The organism is Sporosarcina sp. G11-34 (assembly GCF_026931025.1).
Genome location: NZ_JAHNZW010000005.1, coordinates 294871 through 313559, shown reverse-complemented (window position 1 = coordinate 313559; position 18689 = coordinate 294871). Strand labels below are relative to the sequence as shown.

Annotated in this window: 19 protein-coding genes; 16 read left to right on the top strand and 3 right to left on the bottom strand. The window is 40.9% G+C overall.

Annotated features, from left to right (window positions below):
* Positions 1 to 38: 38 nt before the first annotated feature.
* The 11 genes from atpD (at position 39) to KSU66_RS09350 (ending at position 9029) form a co-directional block, all read left to right on the top strand.
* Positions 39 to 1454 (top strand): F0F1 ATP synthase subunit beta, encoded by a 1416-nt coding sequence (gene atpD / locus KSU66_RS09400; RefSeq protein ID WP_269051181.1) that lies wholly within the window; start codon positions 39 to 41, stop codon positions 1452 to 1454.
* 80 nt (positions 1455 to 1534) lie between these two features.
* Positions 1535 to 1936: a F0F1 ATP synthase subunit epsilon gene (locus KSU66_RS09395; protein ID WP_269051180.1), complete on the top strand. Its 402-nt coding sequence runs from the start codon at positions 1535 to 1537 to the stop codon at positions 1934 to 1936.
* Positions 1937 to 2025: 89 nt separating this feature from the next.
* Positions 2026 to 2262 carry a DUF1146 family protein gene (locus tag KSU66_RS09390; RefSeq protein WP_269051179.1) on the top strand — a complete coding sequence of 79 codons (237 nt, stop codon included), beginning with the start codon at positions 2026 to 2028 and terminating at the stop codon, positions 2260 to 2262.
* Positions 2263 to 2738: 476 nt separating this feature from the next.
* Complete coding sequence (gene murA / locus KSU66_RS09385) at positions 2739 to 4037, top strand: UDP-N-acetylglucosamine 1-carboxyvinyltransferase (RefSeq protein ID WP_269051178.1); 1299 nt, start codon at positions 2739 to 2741, stop codon at positions 4035 to 4037.
* Positions 4038 to 4238: 201 nt separating this feature from the next.
* Positions 4239 to 5195, top strand: coding sequence for a stage II sporulation protein D (gene spoIID, locus KSU66_RS09380; protein WP_269051177.1), 957 nt, complete (start codon positions 4239 to 4241; stop codon positions 5193 to 5195).
* 31 nt (positions 5196 to 5226) lie between these two features.
* Positions 5227 to 5889, top strand: coding sequence for a M23 family metallopeptidase (locus tag KSU66_RS09375; protein ID WP_269051176.1), 663 nt, complete (start codon positions 5227 to 5229; stop codon positions 5887 to 5889).
* Positions 5890 to 6066: 177 nt separating this feature from the next.
* Complete coding sequence (locus KSU66_RS09370) at positions 6067 to 6336, top strand: sporulation transcriptional regulator SpoIIID (RefSeq protein WP_269051175.1); 270 nt, start codon at positions 6067 to 6069, stop codon at positions 6334 to 6336.
* 163 nt (positions 6337 to 6499) lie between these two features.
* Complete coding sequence (locus KSU66_RS09365) at positions 6500 to 7495, top strand: rod shape-determining protein (protein WP_269051174.1); 996 nt, start codon at positions 6500 to 6502, stop codon at positions 7493 to 7495.
* Between the two features lie 214 nt (positions 7496 to 7709).
* The gene (locus KSU66_RS09360; protein WP_269051173.1) at positions 7710 to 8033 is read left to right on the top strand and encodes a DNA-directed RNA polymerase subunit beta; all 324 of its coding nucleotides are present in this window, start codon (positions 7710 to 7712) and stop codon (positions 8031 to 8033) included.
* A 56-nt stretch (positions 8034 to 8089) separates the two neighbouring features.
* Positions 8090 to 8539, top strand: coding sequence for a 3-hydroxyacyl-ACP dehydratase FabZ (gene fabZ, locus KSU66_RS09355; RefSeq protein WP_269051172.1), 450 nt, complete (start codon positions 8090 to 8092; stop codon positions 8537 to 8539).
* 166 nt (positions 8540 to 8705) lie between these two features.
* Positions 8706 to 9029 carry a hypothetical protein gene (locus KSU66_RS09350; RefSeq protein WP_269051171.1) on the top strand — a complete coding sequence of 108 codons (324 nt, stop codon included), beginning with the start codon at positions 8706 to 8708 and terminating at the stop codon, positions 9027 to 9029.
* A 72-nt stretch (positions 9030 to 9101) separates the two neighbouring features.
* On the opposite strand, the gene KSU66_RS09345 is transcribed toward KSU66_RS09350, so the two are convergent.
* Positions 9102 to 9545, bottom strand: coding sequence for a YwpF family protein (locus KSU66_RS09345; protein WP_269051228.1), 444 nt, complete (start codon positions 9543 to 9545; stop codon positions 9102 to 9104).
* A 278-nt stretch (positions 9546 to 9823) separates the two neighbouring features.
* Between KSU66_RS09345 and KSU66_RS09340 the strand changes: the two genes are divergently transcribed.
* Entirely contained in the window at positions 9824 to 10264 is a 441-nt protein-coding gene (locus KSU66_RS09340) for a single-stranded DNA-binding protein (RefSeq protein ID WP_269051170.1), read from the top strand.
* Positions 10265 to 10613: 349 nt separating this feature from the next.
* On the top strand, positions 10614 to 10754 hold the full coding sequence (locus KSU66_RS09335) for a hypothetical protein (protein WP_269051169.1): 141 nt from the start codon (positions 10614 to 10616) through the stop codon (positions 10752 to 10754).
* A gap of 36 nt (positions 10755 to 10790) precedes the next feature.
* Here the strand turns inward: KSU66_RS09335 and KSU66_RS09330 are convergent, their stop codons facing one another.
* Positions 10791 to 13535, bottom strand: coding sequence for a DEAD/DEAH box helicase (locus tag KSU66_RS09330; RefSeq protein ID WP_269051168.1), 2745 nt, complete (start codon positions 13533 to 13535; stop codon positions 10791 to 10793).
* On the bottom strand, positions 13532 to 15112 hold the full coding sequence (locus KSU66_RS09325; protein WP_269051167.1) for an SWIM zinc finger family protein: 1581 nt from the start codon (positions 15110 to 15112) through the stop codon (positions 13532 to 13534). Before KSU66_RS09325 ends, KSU66_RS09330 begins: the two co-directional genes overlap by 4 nt.
* 230 nt (positions 15113 to 15342) lie before the next feature.
* Between KSU66_RS09325 and KSU66_RS09320 the strand changes: the two genes are divergently transcribed.
* The 3 genes from KSU66_RS09320 to KSU66_RS09310 all read left to right on the top strand — a co-directional run bounded on the left by KSU66_RS09320 (position 15343) and on the right by KSU66_RS09310 (position 18668).
* Positions 15343 to 15795, top strand: a complete 453-nt coding sequence (locus KSU66_RS09320) for a transcriptional regulator (protein ID WP_269051166.1) — start codon at positions 15343 to 15345, stop codon at positions 15793 to 15795.
* An 886-nt stretch (positions 15796 to 16681) separates the two neighbouring features.
* On the top strand, positions 16682 to 17377 hold the full coding sequence (locus KSU66_RS09315) for a hypothetical protein (protein ID WP_269051165.1): 696 nt from the start codon (positions 16682 to 16684) through the stop codon (positions 17375 to 17377).
* Positions 17370 to 18668: an efflux RND transporter periplasmic adaptor subunit gene (locus tag KSU66_RS09310; protein WP_269051164.1), complete on the top strand. Its 1299-nt coding sequence runs from the start codon at positions 17370 to 17372 to the stop codon at positions 18666 to 18668. The genes KSU66_RS09315 and KSU66_RS09310 overlap by 8 nt, the downstream gene beginning before the upstream one ends.
* The last annotated feature ends 21 nt before the right edge of the window (positions 18669 to 18689 follow it).

Sequence of the window (18689 nt, the reverse complement as noted above, 5' to 3'; positions counted from 1 at the left end):
GCTTGCATTCGGTATATAGTAAGACAGGAGGAAACAAAATGAACATAGGACACGTTCAACAAGTAATGGGTCCAGTTGTAGACGTCGAATTTACTAACGGCCAGTTGCCAGATATTTATAACGCACTGACTGTAACAATTGATCGTCCGAACACAGGAGCTGAGGTACTAACTTTAGAAGTTGCACTTCACCTTGGTAATAATGCTGTTCGTACGATTGCGATGTCTTCAACTGATGGACTTCAACGCGGTTCCGAAGTAACAGATCATGGTGCAGCTATTTCCGTACCAGTTGGCGACGTTACACTTGGTCGCGTATTTAACGTACTTGGTGAGGTTATTGACCTTGGTGAAGAAATTCCGGCAGCAGAACGCCGTGATCCAATTCACCGTGAAGCACCAACATTCGAATTCCTATCAACGAAAGTTGAAATCCTTGAAACGGGCATAAAAGTTGTAGACTTGCTAGCTCCGTATATTAAAGGTGGAAAAATCGGTCTCTTCGGTGGTGCGGGTGTAGGTAAAACCGTACTAATCCAAGAATTAATTAACAACATTGCACTTGAGCACGGTGGTATTTCCGTATTCGCTGGTGTTGGAGAACGTACTCGTGAAGGTAATGACCTTTTCTACGAAATGACGGACTCTGGTGTTATTAAAAATACAGCAATGGTATTCGGTCAAATGAACGAACCACCTGGCGCACGTATGCGTGTTGCACTAACAGGATTGACGATGGCAGAATATTTCCGTGACGAACAAGGTGCGGACGTACTTCTATTTATCGACAATATTTACCGTTATACGCAAGCAGGATCTGAAGTTTCGGCGCTACTTGGTCGTATGCCTTCAGCAGTTGGATACCAACCAACACTTGCAACGGAAATGGGTCTACTTCAAGAGCGAATTACTTCAACAAACAAAGGTTCAGTAACGTCTATCCAAGCAATCTATGTTCCTGCGGATGACTATACGGATCCAGCTCCTGCAACGACGTTTGCTCACTTAGATGCAACGACGAACCTTGAGCGTAAACTATCTGAAATGGGTATTTACCCAGCGGTTGACCCACTTGCTTCATCTTCTCGTGCACTAAGCCCCGAAATTGTAGGCGAAGAGCACTATGAAGTAGCACGTGAAGTACAAGTTACGCTTCAGCGTTATGCTGAACTTCAAGATATTATTGCAATTCTAGGAATGGATGAGCTTGGCGACGAAGACAAACTAGTTGTTGGTCGCGCACGTCGAATTCAATTCTTCCTATCACAAAACTTCCACGTTGCTGAACAGTTTACAGGAATGGCAGGTTCATATGTGCCAGTTGCTGAGACAGTTAAAGGATTCAAAGACATCCTAGCAGGAACGTACGATCACATTCCAGAAGATGCATTCCGTCTTGTTGGACGTATCGAAGAAGTTATTGCCAAAGCGAAAGCAATGGGTGTAGAGGTTTAATTTAATTCAGCAGGTTTCAAACCCCTGCCGAATCAAATAGACAAGTTGTATTTGATTAGAACGGATCAGGAGGGTCAAAAATGCAGACATTACAAGTCAATATCGTCACTCCCGACGGCCCGGTTCTTGAAACTGAAGCGACAATGATCATTGCGATTACTGAGGCAGGCGAAATTGGAATCCTTCCCGGTCATATTGCGATGGTTGCACCGCTTCAAATCGGTGCGCTTCGTGTAAACAAGGATGATTCGACAGAAGTTGTGGCAGTTCACGGCGGTTTCATCGAAGTTCGTCCAGACGTTGTAACAGTACTTGCACAAAGTGCGGAAAAAGCAGCTACAATCGATATTGCGCGTGCAAAAAAAGCAGCGCAAATTGCTGAAGCAGCTATTGAAGCAAAACCGGACAAGGCTGATCTTCATTTGGCAGAACTTGATTTGAAGCGTGCACAGAACAGAATTAACGTTTACGAAAATAAATAAAAATTAATTTTACAGTTGATCATTGCGGGCAGAGGAAGAAGTTGAAGTCTTCTGTCCGCCTTTTTTCGACTATTTAAGGAGGCAGGCGTATGGATGGCTTGTTTGGATTCCAACCATTACTTGCAATCGGTTCACATATATTCTTTGTAGGTGTTGCGTTTTATGCACTTCAGGCAATTATGCCAGAACAAATCGTGCGAAAAAACAAAGTGTTTCAAGCACAAATATTATTTATATTTTTAAGCATTTTGATCGGAACTTCTGTATCAAATTTCTTTCTTGAGATATCCTATTGGTCAGGAAGATTACCGATGATGTTTGGGTAAAATCTTACGTTAAAAAGCGATACCTGTTATCGCCGCGTATATAGACAAGAAAAGCGCAAGTCGCTGTTTAACCTAGACAAGAAAAGCATAAGTCACCGTTTAGCCCTAACAAGCGCTGAAAGGCTTGAAATAAAAGACTTGAGATGGCGAAACTTGTTGAAAATGGTCTGTATATGGGGCGATAGCATGTAAGCTGTCAATTAATGCTTAAGCATGATGTTTAAATTTAAACGAACGGGGAACATCAAATATAGTAGTAAAATAAGGAATAACAACCTTTGACACAAAAGGTCAAAACAGTACATACGATAGATTACATCACATCACGGTAAATTAAAGATAATCGATTCGTTGCTTGTAGATTAAATCAATGCACTGTAAAATTGTATATATTTTAATTAGAAATTATTACTTTTAAGTTCGATGTATACATGGCTTTAGTCAAGGAACAACACAAAGTCGGAGGGACTAATAATATGGATAAAATAATTATAAATGGCGGACGTGTACTAACTGGAAATGTCCGAGTTGAAGGTGCTAAAAATGCGGTGTTGCCAGTACTGGCAGCGGCTCTACTTGCATCAGATGGAGTAAGTGTAATAAAGGACGTACCAAATCTTTCAGACGTTGGTACAATCAGTCAAGTTTTAAAAAGTTTAAATGCGAAGGTAGATCCAAAACCGGAAATCAATGAAGTAATCATTGATGCTTCGGGAACATTGTCTACAGAAGCACAGTTCGAATATGTACGGAAAATGCGTGCATCGATTCTCGTTATGGGACCAATTCTTGCGCGCAATCGCTTCGCACGTGTCGCACTACCGGGTGGATGTGCTATCGGTTCACGTCCAATTGATCAACATTTAAAAGGATTCGAAGCAATGGGTGCTGAAATCACATTTGGCCACGGCTATGTTGAAGCAAAAGCAGAGAATGGCTTACACGGTGCAAAAATATACCTCGATTTCCCAAGCGTTGGCGCAACTGAAAACATTATGACAGCTGCTGCTCTTGCAAAAGGAACGACAATTATTGAAAACGCTGCGAAAGAACCGGAAATTGTAAACGTAGCAAACTTTATTACTGCAATGGGTGGTAAAGTTATCGGTGCTGGTACAGACGTGATTCGTATTGAAGGCGTAGAGAAATTATATGGTACAACTCATCATATTATCCCGGATCGTATCGAAACAGGTACATTCATGGTTGCAGCTGCAATTACAGGTGGCGATGTCGTCATTGAAAATGCTGTTCCAGAACATAACGCTGCACTTATTTCTAAAATGACAGAAATGGGTGTCGTAATTACTGAATTAGATGAAGGCGTTCGTGTGCAAGCTGAATTCCCGCTTAAATCAGTTAATCTAAAAACGATGCCACATCCTGGATTCCCAACGGATATGCAGTCACAAATGATGGCGCTTATGCTGATGGCTACAGGAACTGGTATTATTACTGAAACAGTATTTGAAAATCGTTTCATGCATGTGGAAGAATTCCGCCGCATGAATGCTACAGTTAAAATTGAAGGAAAATCAGTTATTTTAGAAGGACCTTCAAAATTACAAGGTGCAGAAGTATCTGCAACAGATCTTCGTGCAGCTGCAGCGCTTATTCTTGCAGGACTTGCAGCAGAAGGCGTTACGCGTGTCGTAGAACTATCGCATCTTGATCGTGGCTATGTTGACTTCCATAAGAAACTTGAAGCACTAGGCGCAGATATTGTACGGGTTTCACCTGAAAAAGAAGAAGCTAAAAAAGAAGAATTTGCTTAATCAATAAAAGTGTACGAAGAGGCTACCGGCTAACAATGCGGTAGCTTTTTTTCGTTTTAAGGTGGAGTTGGTCGTGGAGGCTCCGAAGTCGGTCGTTGAGGATTGTAAGTCGGTCATGCTCCTTGCAAGCTCGGGCGTGGCAACCCAAAAAATGATTGGCGACCACTTGCATAAAATAAATCTGTTTTCATATAATTGATTATGAGAAAATTATGGGCTGTTTCAGTAGTATTACTATTATTTATGTTTTTTATTCCGTTGTTATTACTTAGAGGATCGAGCGCGACCCCTATAAAGGAGGAGAAAGAAGCAGCAAAATCATGTCCAATTGAAATCACTGTTGTGGGACTGGACAAGCCACTCGCGCTCGAGGAATACGTTAAAGGTGTACTGGCTGGTGAAATGCCGATTAGCTTCAATGAAGAGGCACTGAAGGCTCAGGCGATCGCTGCAAGAACGTTTGCCCTGAGGACAACCAATAACGGTAAGGATCCGATTGCCAAAGGCGTGTCGGCACAAGTATACAATACGGAAGCAGATCGGAAGAAGAGATGGGGCAAGGAATTTAAAAAGAATGAGAAAAAAATTAACGATGTAATAGAAGCAACGGCTGGGGATATCATATTATACGAAGATGAATTGATAACGGCTATGTTTTTTTCAACTTCGAATGGGAAGACTGAAACTGCGCAAAACTTCGGAGGCAATGATATCGCTTATTTACAAAGCGTTGAGAGTCCTGGCGAAGAAAAGTTCGCCCCTTCATATGAAGAAGAAAAGGAAATCCCCCTTAAGAAGTGGAACGAAGTCTTCGGAAATGAGTGGAATGCAGAAACGTTCAAATCTCTTCAACTGGTGCGAAATTCTACAGGGCGGGTTCAAAAAGTAAAAGCTTCTGGATTGGAAGCAGGCGGACGCGAAATTCGTGATTTGCTAGGACTTCGGTCAACTGATTTCGATATCGCCTTTAACGTAACGAACGGGATTGTACACGTTAAAACCCTTGGCTATGGTCATGGAGTAGGGATGAGTCAGTACGGCGCGGAAGCATATGCGAACAAAGGATGGACGGCTGAAAAAATTATTCAACACTATTATACTGGCACAACAATAAAAAATTTGATGAACCTTGATAATGAATGTTTAAAATCACCCTAACTTGCAAACAATAGCAAGTGAGGTGATGATTATGCGAGAAGAAAAACCGAATTCCCCTTCTCAGATGAAAACGAATAAAAAAGCAAAGAGTTGGTTTTGGCCTGTAGTTTATTCGGGTATCGCAATCGTGTTTGTAGGCATGATCTGGGGTTATACTGCGTTAATAAAAGACGACGCTAATCCAGAACAAGTTGACGGCATTGATAAGGCGGGCAGCGGTGACTTAATCGTTGAAACGAATGCGTCAAAGGAATCTTTCAAATATCCATTTGCTGAATCGCTCCTTAATGACGTGGCCATACTGCAAGATTACTATGACATGGAAGCAGATGAGTCCATGCGCGAAAACGCACTACTTGTATTTAATCAGACGTATGTAACAAACACCGGCGTATCGATTTCAATAGAAGGTAAGCCGTTCGAAGTTGTTGCGTCGATGAGTGGTGTGGTTGAGGAAGTCGTTACTGATGTCTTCAGCGGTGATGAAGTTGTTATCAGCCATGCAGATGGCATGAAGACAGTCTACGGTTCGGTATCTGAAGTCCTGGTGAAAGAGGGCGATGAAGTAGCCCAAGGCGATCCAATCGCAACTACCACACAGAACGAATGGAACCCGACTGCGGGCGTTCACCTTCTCTTTGAAATATATGAGGGTGAAGAACCAGTTAATCCAAAAACGCATCTAGCATTTTAGTATAACCCAGCAGTAACGCAAAATTACAAAAGCCATCCCACACTTTATGGGGTGGCTTTTTGCTGCGCAGTCCGAATCTTACCAATGTAGCCAGCTAAGCGCCGAAACCAAGCATATCCCATAATTCTGTCGCATACATTAAAAGAAGATTCTGAGCTGACAGGAAAGGAAGAGGGCGTGCACGAGCAAATACGGAGGCGATGCGTGCGCCTCGGCGAGCAACTATTGGAAACTGAGGTTACCGTGCGTGTACTGGCGAAGGCGACAGGTTTTTCAAAAAGCACAGTCCATAAAGATTTGACCGAGCGATTGCCTAATGTTGATGGGGAACTGGCGGAGGAAGTTGCTAAGATTCTCGCCTATCATAAATCAGTTAGACACCTAAGGGGCGGCGAGGCGACTCGAATTAAATGGATGAACGAATCAAAGAAAGCGGAAAAAGAATAAAGCATAAAAGCGGAGCCTCTTAAACACGAGGGTTCGTTTTTGTGTTTATGGAGAAAACATCCCTTTATTATGTTCATTTCATTTGCACTATGGTAAAATTGCGATAAGTGAGCGCGAAAAAAACGATAAAGCCAATGGATAATTGGAAGGGGAAGCTGAAATAATGTTTGCAAAAGATATAGGGATTGACCTAGGTACGGCTAACGTCCTGATCCATTTAAAAGGAAAAGGGATTGTCCTCAATGAGCCATCAGTTGTTGCGATAGATAGAAGATCGAAAAAGGTACTTGCTGTAGGTGAAGAGGCTTGGCAAATGGTTGGAAGAACGCCGGGTAATATCGTTGCAATTCGCCCATTAAAAGATGGTGTGATTGCGAACTTTGAAGTAACCGAAGCAATGTTGAGCCACTTTATTACAAAACTTAATGTAAAAGGCTTTTTATCTAAACCAAGAATACTTATTTGCTGTCCGACGAATATAACGAGTGTCGAACAAAAAGCCATCCGTGAAGCTGCCGAAAAATCCGGTGGAAAAAATATATTCTTAGAAGAAGAACCAAAAGTATCTGCTATCGGTGCAGGCATGGATATCTTTCAGCCGTCGGGCAATATGGTCATTGATATAGGAGGCGGAACGACAGATGTTGCTGTGTTATCAATGGGTGACATTGTTACTTCAGAGTCTATTAGCGTTGCCGGTGACACATTAGACAATGATATTATTCAGTACATTAAAAATCACTATAAATTACTTATAGGTGAACGAACAGCAGAGCAAATAAAGTGGAACGTTGGTACAGTTTTCAAAGGCACACGGAAAGAAGAAATGGACATTCGGGGACGCGACATGGTAACTGGACTTCCACGAACAATTACAGTGTATTCTGCTGAAATTGGTGCAGCATTAGAAGAATCGGTAGCGATGATTGTTATAGCAGCCAGAAACGTACTTGAGAAAACACCACCAGAGCTATCGGCAGATATTATTGATAGAGGTGTGTTTTTAACAGGCGGCGGTGCACTCATTCACGGCATCGATCAATTACTTGCAGAAGAGTTAAAAGTACCTGTATTTGTTGCTGATGATCCACTAGATTGTGTTGCAAAAGGTACGGGAATTTTGTTGGAAAACATCAGTAAAAGTGCCAAAGTCTATTGATTTCTTGATGATTAAGTATGATGAATGCTTGTTACCAATGAAGGGCATACAGTTGCAGATTCAGTAGGCTCGAACGTCAATTATAAAAAAGCAAAGACGGACCTTTTACTGTTCAGCAATCATATCAGTTATATGCGCGGGCGGTTACACTAGCTGATCAAATGCTCGGGCTTATCAATGAAATTAGATAAGTTCTTATAAGGAGTATTAAAAGATGGAAAATAACAAAAAACAACATCCAATCATATCTAAGATTATTGCATTAAAAGATAGTTTATTGGGGAAAATAAATGCAAGAAAAGAACGGAAAAAAGAACTGACTGAACATGAAGAAAGCGAACCAAAAAGAACATTTTGGGTCCAAATACGATTGATTCCAATTTGGCTTCGCATTATTTTGATTGCCTTGCTTTTAGTACTGGTATCAATTATTGGCCTGCAAATTGGGTACAGCTATATAGGTGATGGGGACACGAAAGACGTACTTAAAAAGGAAACATGGACACATATAATGGATATTATTAACGGCAAAGAGTGATTGAAGCTCTTTTTGGTTAAAAGCTCGATACATAAATTATTTGTAGGAGGATGAAAATGCTAACATCAGAACAAATTCAGGCAATATTGCCGCATAGATATCCATTTCTAATGGTTGACCGAATTCTAGAAGTAGAAGAAGGAAAACGTGCAGTCGGGATAAAAAACGTAACGATTAATGAAGACTTTTTTAACGGACACTTTCCAGGATATCCAGTCATGCCAGGGGTGTTAATTGTTGAAGCACTCGCTCAAGTAGGTGCAGTTGCCTTATTGCAAAAAGAAGAAAATAAAGGACGGCTTGCCTTTTTTGCAGGCATCGACAATTGTCGTTTTAAGCGCCAAGTAACACCTGGTGACACATTACATCTTGAAGTTGAAATTACACGGTTACGCGCGCAAATGGGTAAAGGAAAAGCAATTGCGAAGGTCGGAGACGAAATTGTATGCGAAACTGAAATATTGTTCGCACTCGGTCCAGTCGTGAACCCAGCCGCAACTGAATAATCTAAGCCAAATTAGTATATGTGAAAATAGAAATGGCATACATCCGCACTAGTTAGCCCATAATCAAAATCAAAATATATATAACGAATAGTTCCTTCTTTTTTGTGCAACCTACGCTACCATACAAAATTGTGTGGCAGACGGCTTGTGGAAAGGAGGAATTTTCATGTTGAAAAAAGCGATACCGCTCTTTATGCTATCGGCGCTCGTACTTGGTGCTTGTAATATGAATGATGCAGTCCCAAATGATAACGAAACACCGATGGAAAATATGGAAGATCGTGAAAAAAACTGGACGCCAAATGTTGATGACAATCAACGTGGCGGATCGGACATCGATGGTGTTGAAGACGGACGAGAAAGAAACGGTAGTGGAGTGAATAATAACTTCATTAATGGCGATAACGAATCCGATGACGGCGTCATGGATAATGGAAAAAATAAGACTCCAGATGATTCAATTACCGAAGAAGATAAAGATGGAATGTAATTAAAATAACGACTAACCGCAAGCCATGAAAAAGCCGCCCCGGAAATTTAGGGCGGCTTTTCTTATTGCTAATTATTTTTCGTCTGCAAAATCCTTTTTTAAACGTGGTCGCGATTTCATATCCGACTCGAATCGTTCGAGTAATTCTTTCCCTCCGAGGTCTTCAGCAATTAGTTCCTCTAAAAGTTGCTCGGCGTATTGCGCACGTGCACGTTTTAATCGACCCTTCATGAGGACCGAAATATTATCCCCGATTTGTTCAACGGCGTGAACAGCGACGCGAAAAGCTGCTGGATCATTTGCCGGATAGGAAATAACAACTTTAGCATCAATTAATTCATCCTGATTTTTCATTAGTTCCTCAAAAAAATCCTTATGTTTGGCATCGATATACATTTCGAGAATCCACATGCGGTGGCTATTCTCTTGGTTAATAATTATCCCGTCAATGAGCGGAAAATCTTGAAATTGTCCCTCATTCAAAATTCCAGCAGATAGCATCTTAAAAGTTTTAATTGCCGCCACCCCTTGTCTTTAAATTTCCTTAATTATAGCACATTCAATCATATTAACTAAAAAGATCTGAAACAGCTGAAAGTTAAGTTATCAAAAACTCGACGATAGTGCTCAAAGTTTGACTAGTGTCGTTTTTAGTAGAAAATGGTCGTGTTGTGTAAAATACAAAATGGGAAAACTATTGCTTGAATAGGCAGAATATTCTAAAGTCCGAATTTGCTAAAGAGATGGACTTCGACGTACGATAGAGTTGCTTCAAAGGGAAAGGGGGAAACGGATTGAATCAAGTCGCACTTGTAGGCCGAATTACGAAAGATCCTATCTTGCGAAATATTTCTAGAGGCAGGGTACAAACAAGTATTATCATCGCAGTAAATCGCAACTTTAAAAATTTGAAAGGAGAAGTTGAAGCCGACTTCATTTTATGTTCAGTATGGGGAAAGTTGGCGGAAAATACAGCGAAGCATTGTGGAAAAGGTTCATTGATTGGTGTAAGTGGACGAATTCAATCGAGAACTTACGAACGTGAAGATCATAGTCGTGTATACGTAACAGAAGTGGTTGCCGATAATATTCGCTTCCTGTCTACGAAAAGGAGAGAGAACGAGGATATTTACACTGATTCTGTCAATTCAAGGAAGGAGGAGATGATAAAAGATTCATCGAGTGAACATTTTCATTTGCCAAAACAAGAAAGTACAGAATTACCGATTATATAAAGTGAAACGGAGTAGGCATCCGCAGTGTGGATTTACCTATTATGAAAAGGGGGGAGGGTGCCAGCAAACGCACTGGATTGCTACACTTTAATGAAAAATTAGATAGGTGTGAAGGAAATCAGTATTGGGAAGTAATAGAAATAATATATTCATATAAGGGGGCCAAATGGGGATTTGGCTAAAAAATTCAAGGAATGACGTTATGTATATAGAGGGAAAGAAATTTAATTTCCAGTGGGGACTGGAATGCTAATTACTAGTAGAAAAACCGTGCAAAGTGCCTGGTGTGGATGACTGCTTCCATTATCAGGCTACGTTGCTACGGTAATATGAGAAAAGGGGAATCTGAATGACAAAACTAGAAAAAGAAGTGTTACGAATGGAGATGCAAGTAAGCGAATTAATAAGGATGGTTGCCAATTTAAACGAGCGGATCAAAGAAATTGAAGATAAAAAACAGTTGAATCGTCACATTCAAACAATAATTTAAAAGACCCCAGAGCAGAAACGGCCTGGGGTCAAAAAACTAATTACCAAGTGATAACAAATCATCCAAATCGTTATCGGATAACTCTGTTAACCACTGACTAGATTGGATAAGGTCCGCAGATAGAGCGGCTTTCTCAACAAGCATTTTATCAATCTTTTCTTCAATTGTACCTATCGTTACGAACTTATGAACGTGAACAAACTTTGTCTGTCCAATTCTGTAAGCGCGGTCTGTTGCTTGGTTTTCAACCGCTGGGTTCCACCATCTGTCTGCGTGCAACACGTGGCTTGCGGCCGTTAAGTTTAGGCCTGTTCCACCTGCACGTAGCGATAAGATGAAGACTGGATATTCACCTGCTTGAAAGGCGTCAACGAGTCGATCGCGTTGTCCTTTAGGCATGCTTCCAGTCAAAAATGGCACTTCGATATCATGCAGCTCTGACAAACAATGTTGTATCAATTTACCCATACCAATGTATTGAGTGAAAATGATACATTGCTCACCATTACTCGCAATATTTCCAGCCATTGACACGATACTGCTCAATTTGTTCGAACGCGAAACTAATTCTGCAGCAGGACCATGGGGTTCCTTGGAAAATAAAACCGGATGATTACATAGCTGTTTTAATCGGCTAAGCATTGTCAAAATAAGACCTTTTTTCTCAAAGCCAGTTAAAGTTTGCAACTTGAATTTTGTTTCATCAAGGAAACCTTCATATAATGCGGCCTGTTCTGTAGTAAGTGGACAATATTCATTTTGTTCAAGTTTTTTCGGTAAGTTAAGCAGTAAGTCTGGGTCATCTTTCGTTCGACGCAATAGAAATGGTCGGATTTTTGCCCGCAACTTCTGTTTATCTCTTTCCGAATCGTCGCGCTCAATCGGCACAATGTAGTTATCGGTAAACGCTCGGAAAGTTCCGAAGTAACCTTTATGGATAAAATCAAAGATTGCCCATAGCTCTGACAGTCGGTTTTCAATGGGTGTACCTGTCAATGCAATATGGTGTTGACCGTGCAACTTCCGAATCGTACGCGATTGTTTCGTTTGCATGTTTTTAATGTTTTGCGCTTCATCTAATGTAATGCTTGTAAATTCAGTTTCAGCAAGCATCTCTCCGTCTTGCGTGGCCGTCCCGTAAGTCGTCAATATAATATCTGGAGCTACACGAGAGACGAGTTCTTTAAATGCCTCATCTTTTTCGCGCAATGGTCCATAATGCGTGTGGATAGACAGGGATGGAGCGAATCGCTCGATTTCCTTTTGCCAGTTACCTAGAACACTTGTCGGACAAATAATGAGCGACGGTCCAGTTGTCTCAGGCCGCGAGTGAACGTTCAACAAATAGGTAATGAGTTGAACTGTTTTCCCAAGCCCCATATCATCCGCAAGAACGGCTCCGAAATGATTATCACGCATGAAGACGAGCCAATCAAACCCTTCTTCCTGGTAAGGTCGAAGTTCGGCTTTTAAATCGGAAGAAATACCGGCTGATGGCAACCCTTTCTTCTCAGACAGAAGCTCCATATAGCTACGCAGTGATTTTTGCATCGTAAATTCGAAAAGTGGATCGTCTTCTTCATCATCATTATCAAGCGGCACAATCTCTTCAGGTATATCTTGGAATAAAAGATCCTTAACGGTCCATTCGCCGGCATCTGCGCGGTCCATAATGTCTTTAATCTTTTTCAACCAAGCCGGATCAATATGGAACCATTCATCGCCTGACCGAATGTACTCACGATTCTCATCGACTAATTTACGAAATGCCTCACGATCAACGTCCTGTCCAGCAAGCGAGAAGTTCCAGTCAAATGAGAGAACCTCATCAAGATTGGTCGCAGAATTATACGACTGTACACTTGCGTTTGTTCGGATTCTCATTTTGGATTCCGTTATCGATTTTAACCATGCCGGTAAAATAACCGAATAGTTAAAGGACTGCAGGAGTGGCAAGTCGTCTTGGATGAATAAACGAACCTCAGCATCTTGGATTGGAATGGATAGAAAACTGTCCGTTGTCTCAATATGGATTGATTGGAGAAATGAAATCATTTCGGATTGTTTTTTCATAATGTCATCTGCATATTCTTTCCACTTTGCAGGCAAGGCTTCGATTGCAGGTGAATTTTTCTTACGCATCGCAGGTGTCCAATGACTCCCACGATCACCTATTATCACTGTTTCAAGTAGCCATTCTACTGAATTAGACTCCTCATCAGGCTCTGTTAGTCGGAACGCAATCCGAACCGGCATTGTTGACGTGGATTCGCCAGGCCACCCATATTTGCGTAAATGGGGGAGTAGCGTTGGAAATTGGTCAGGTCGAATCGCCGAATCAGTTAGTTTCCCGTGTATGGCTGATTGAATAATATGAGCTGTTTCTTCAGACAGCTCAAGCTTCTCCATGTCAAAGCGTATGCCATTTTCATCTGCTTCAAGGTAATTCCATAAATCAGGATTCCTCCAGGTATCGGCTGCATCACGAATAGATTGTAGTTGTCTGTCATCTTTTTCAGTGAGCCCTTCAAACCTAACATACGGGTGTGTTTCAGGAAACGAATGAAGAAGTTGGTCTGCACCGAGCATAAGATTATTACCATCTATTTCTGCTAGCAGGCCAAAAAATGTTCTTTCATCATTAAAGAATAGATACGAAATTAGTTCATTAGGCTCCACCGGATAGCCGTTTAAATCTTCAGCAGAAACAGCGTAAAAGTTGTTATCGGTTAATTCGATTTCAATCCGGAGAAGGCGTTCTAATGTGAAGTTCCCATTCATAAGTACAAATTCCCTTTCTCCATTTCTTCCATAAGTGCACGGAGGCGGCGATTTTTTTCGCGCACTGTATCAACATAACGATTCCAAAATTCGTGTTTACCACTTTTTTTACAACCGGCTTTCATTTTTCTAAATAAATTTACGGCACGGCGATAACTTTGACGATTTCGCTCTTTTACAAAATTTGTAGCATATAAATGGAGCAGAGGAAGAACTGATGCTGGATCATCTGCAAGTGCTACTTTCAAGCCGCCAGCTTCTGCTACGTCGTAAGAGACACCGTATCTGTGCATAAGCGCTGCCCATTCGCCGAAACGCTCACGTTCAACGAGGAAGTCGGCATAGACGTCGACACCAGTTTCACCATAATAAGAAAACATTTTTTCTCGCTCTTCTTCAGTAAAATCAGCTGCTTCTAATAACCCATCGATTTTACGAACAAAAACAGGTCGTCGCGCTAATGGAACTGATTGCACCAAATAGTCACCGATGAATGGTAGCAAAGCGGTCATTATGATGGCTAGTGAATCTAAATTATCATCTTGCTCAGCAAGATCAGCTAGTGGCAACCAATTCGAAAAGTCTTCAATCCCTACATTTTGTGCAAGTGCTTCGAGTTTATCGTTTTGACTTTGTAAGACATGGAAAAACGCGATTAACGTTGTTGCATCAGGAGAATTACTTTCGCCGAGAAGTTTCTGTTCTGTTTCGCGCATGATCTTCTCGGTGAATAAGTGTTCCCAAAAAATTCGGTATACCCGAAAACGTTCATTATATAAACCTTTATAATCAAGTGTGAAGGACCTTACAAGTACTTTCATTTCATCAAGAAATGGATCTGTTTCAAAAAGTCTTGTTTTTGCGGAAATTGACGTGACGCCGTCATTTAATTTTCCAAGTTGATCGGTTAACCAATTTTTCACGTACCATTTTCCATAGGAGAAAGAAGAGTTATCTGCCCCTAAGTGGAATTGGACATATGGCCAAGCTGCTTCAAGTGCATGCAATCTGTAGAAAACGTCAAAAAGTGGTTTCCACTCCCATTCAAAGGGTGAAAGCGGTGTAGCTTTTTGGTTGATCAGTTCAAATTTATGAATAAAAACGGCTGGGTTTTCATTTAGGCCAATCGTTCGTATCGGATTCATTAACCGTGACAGGACATCATTCCAGGCTTCTGGTGTTCGATCTGTGATTTTAAAAAGCATTTGTTCCGTTTCGGTTCTCCTCCATTCGTGCATCCAATCAGTTAAAGAATGAAACTGTAAGTATAAGTGGAAAATAACGGCGGCACGATGTGCACACCAATCTGGCTTGTTACATGAACAAGTCGCACTCATCTTTTCGAAAGATACGTTCACTTCCGCTGAATCATGTCCGCTAATTGTTGCGACGACCGTTAAATCTGAAGGGTCGTACTCATAGGACTTGACTGAGCCGTTTCTCACGAGTTTTACAGCATTACGAACTTCCAAAGCTTCCCCTTGTTCATCAGGACGTAGTGCGTGTTTGATTTCGTTCATAAAATCTTTTAATTGATTTTCATGCAAGTAGGATACACGTTCAACAGTCATGTGCATCGGACCACTCTCCTCAAAAAAGCATTCCTTCTAGTATAACGCTATTATGCCCTGTACGTAAATATTTTTAATCAATTCTTTTTTTAGAACAGGGCGACCTAGTAAAATAAAAATAGAAAAAAGAGTAAAAACACGCTAAATAAATTATAAGGTCAGAAAATTTCACATACAATAACTTAATGTGATAGAATGGTAGTAATAATCAGAATAATTAACAAGGAGGTTAGAAGATGCTATCAGTTCAGCGGATGACGCCATTTTTCACTAAGAAAGAAGAATCTAGGTTACGGATTGTGTTTGCTTATCAATACTTTTCGATCGTAAAATCTGAGGAGTTATTTCATTTTATTCCTTCGGAGGGCAAAGAAATTATTATAAATATGAAGAGCATGCAAGTTGAAAACCTAGGAGAAATATTCGTATTTCAACGGGGCAATCGCTTTATACGCTTGCCGCTGTATCAGTTACTCCTAATTTCAGATCTTCATGCGCACTTAAATCTTATATTGGAAGGGAGCATCGATGTGGATATGGAGGTTAAGATCGAGCTGCCAGCAGAGGTTGTACTGGAATCTAGAGAGCTTATAGAAGGCCTAGAAGCGCATTATCGCTTACGAATGATAGATTATGCTTTGGAAAATAATGACCAACTCATGTTTAATGTGTTGACGGAAGGATTGTAAGAGATTTGTATACGAAAAATTAAGAACACCTGTCGTTATTATGCGATAGGTGTTTTTCTGTGGAGTTTTTTTGATCTAGGATACCTGTATAGATTGAACTAAAGATTGATGCTAGCTTTGGAAATCGTTGATTTCCGTTCCAGGCGGACAGTGCGGAAAGTTACAGTTCAATCTTTCCCTGACGCTTTCCGTGGGGCGGGAGTTGAGCCTCCTCGTCGCAAAATCGCTCCTGTGGGGTCTCGGTCAAGTACATGTATAATTTCTGTAAAGTACACAGAAATTATACAAACCGAACCCTACGTCGTTCGGTTCGCTAATCCCACAGGAGACGCCGCCTTCCACTCCAATCAACTAGACTGGTCTTATAATATGGTTGAAAATAAAGAATGTACATAACGTTCACGCACTTATCATTCATCTTTATAACCAAAATGAGAAATTGATTCATATGGTAGGGAATTGGGGTAGGGGTGTAGAATGAGGATGAATAACGCAGTGCTTGTCGATTCGAATAAGGGGTCTTCCTGATTTAATGATAATGTTCCATCATATTTCTTAAGGATTCGCTCTTTTGTCGATTTCCCGGGAAATAAGCGGAATGATATTTCCTGGATTTTGATTTCCCGTGATTCTAGGTAGGGCAAAAAAGGAATTTATGAAGCAGTGTGTTGAAAAAGTCCGAATTGCTTTATTCACGTTGATATTCGATTGAAACGGGCAGTGTGGATAGTTACAGTTCAATCTTTGGCTGACGCTTTCCACTGTAATCAATTGGATATTATATTCATTTATTCAGCATATATAGTCATTAGGTGTTACAACTTGTGCTACATTTGATAGAATGAGTGTTAGAGAGATTATATATTGATGATAGGGGATTGCAATCATGTTTTTTAATTTTACTTTTAGACATTACCTAACAAATCCGCATCATTTGGCGAATCAACTACAAACCGCAACTATGCGAGGGTTCAATCTTAGGGTCGTCCTAGTCTTTTTAGTGGGGCTTTTATTATTTGGATTCCGCAGTTGGTGGGGAATGGGTAGCGAATCGCTTACACCAATTTTAACAACAATGACAACAGCCGATTATACAATCGCGCGTTATGCGGTTCTATTCGGTGCGCTTTGTTGGGCAATTATTTACATAGCGTTTCATTTGTTTGGTTTTTCTTACCTATTGAATATAATAACGCGGATCCCCTATAAAAAAATCTTGCCTTTCCAGTTATTGATAACTGGTTTACTGCTAATGGAAAAAGGATTAGTTTTTCTCATATTTGCAGTGAAGGGTGCTACTGCCAATGTGTCTTTTCTGTCGTTTGGTCCACTAGCTGAAACCTATCTTGATACACATTACCTAATTTTATTTCTAAATCAATTAACGATTACAACTGCCCTTATCATTGCACTTCAATATCGTTTTATACTTACTTATACGCAGTTAACCCAAAGGAAACGTCTACTATGGGCGTTGATCCTAATCCATATTACGATGGCGTTAATTACAGCGGCCGTAGGATTTATTCCAGTAGAAAGTTTGCTTGATATGATCACTGGAAGGGGTGCTGGCATTGAATAAGTATATGAATATATCAATCGCGTTTGTCGTTAGTTCTTTTCTAGCAATCAACTTCTATTTATTGTTTGGTGAAAAAAGTGTGATCCCAAAATCGGTTTATGTGAAGACGTTTGAGCGCATGACGTTAGGTGACTTCCGCGAAGAAATGTCGAAAGAGGCATTAATATCACCGGAGGAAACGTATACAGTTTATGCGGGAAGCGAGGATGAGGTTGAATCCTGGGTAGTATCAGAGGGGGATGCAGTGAATGTTGGCGATGAACTTGCTTTGTTGAATACGGAGCGAGTGGACAGCGAACAGGAGTTATTGCTGGCGAAGCATAACTCGCTATTACAGCAAGAAACGGATGTAAAATCCATGCTTGCCGATTTAATGACCGCGCAATCAGGTGCAGAGTCGACTAATTCCTCTGCGGTAGACCGCCAAGAAAACGTAACTGAAGTAGACGGGGAAACGACAATTAAACTTGGACTAGGTATCAACTTTGAAATCGATGTAACGCAAGAAGGTTCATATGCCCAAGCAATTGCGGCGGTAGAGCAACAGCTATCGGAAATTAATCAAAGCATTGTTGTGACAGCTGCCGAACTAGCACAAAATCCAGCGCGACCTGCGCTTGTCAGTCCGGTCGAGGGGATTGTTTCAAATGTGACGCGCAACGGATCGAAACTTGCCGTGGATATATTAAGTCCGGAAAAACTTGCGGTAACTTACGCAAAAGATAATGAATGGCAAGATATTGAAGAAGGCGACTCCGTTCTCTTACAGGGAAATGGATTAGATGAAGCGAAAGAAGGATATGTGCTGTCTGTTTCGGAAATCCCTGTAAAAGAAAATGAAGTGAGTGAAGCATACAAAACGCTAGATGCCGATAAGGCGACAAATCCATTGGCTTATTATGAGGTACAAATGATAACGGAAAATGAGTTACAGTCTGTACCTTACGGAAATAACATTAATGCGGTTATTGTCACTAACGAGGCCAAGGACGCAGTATCATTGAAAGAAGAATGGTTGCGGCGTTCAGAGGAAGAGTTAGGAAAAGCAACGATAATTAATGGTTCTGGTAAAGCAGTTGAGGTTACTGTAACAACACCGTTTGTATCAAATACACGTGCGGTAGTTACGGAAGGCTTAACATTAGGTCAAATCGTCGTACCTTCATCGAGGCTTAGTTATTATGAAGAACCAACAAGTGTTTTTCTTCCAATGCCTTCCTATATGCCGAAAAAAGCCGAATGGCGATCATATAGTTGGAAAGATTATCTGGAGTATATCTTAGTCAAATAGAATAGAAAACGAGCCGCTCGG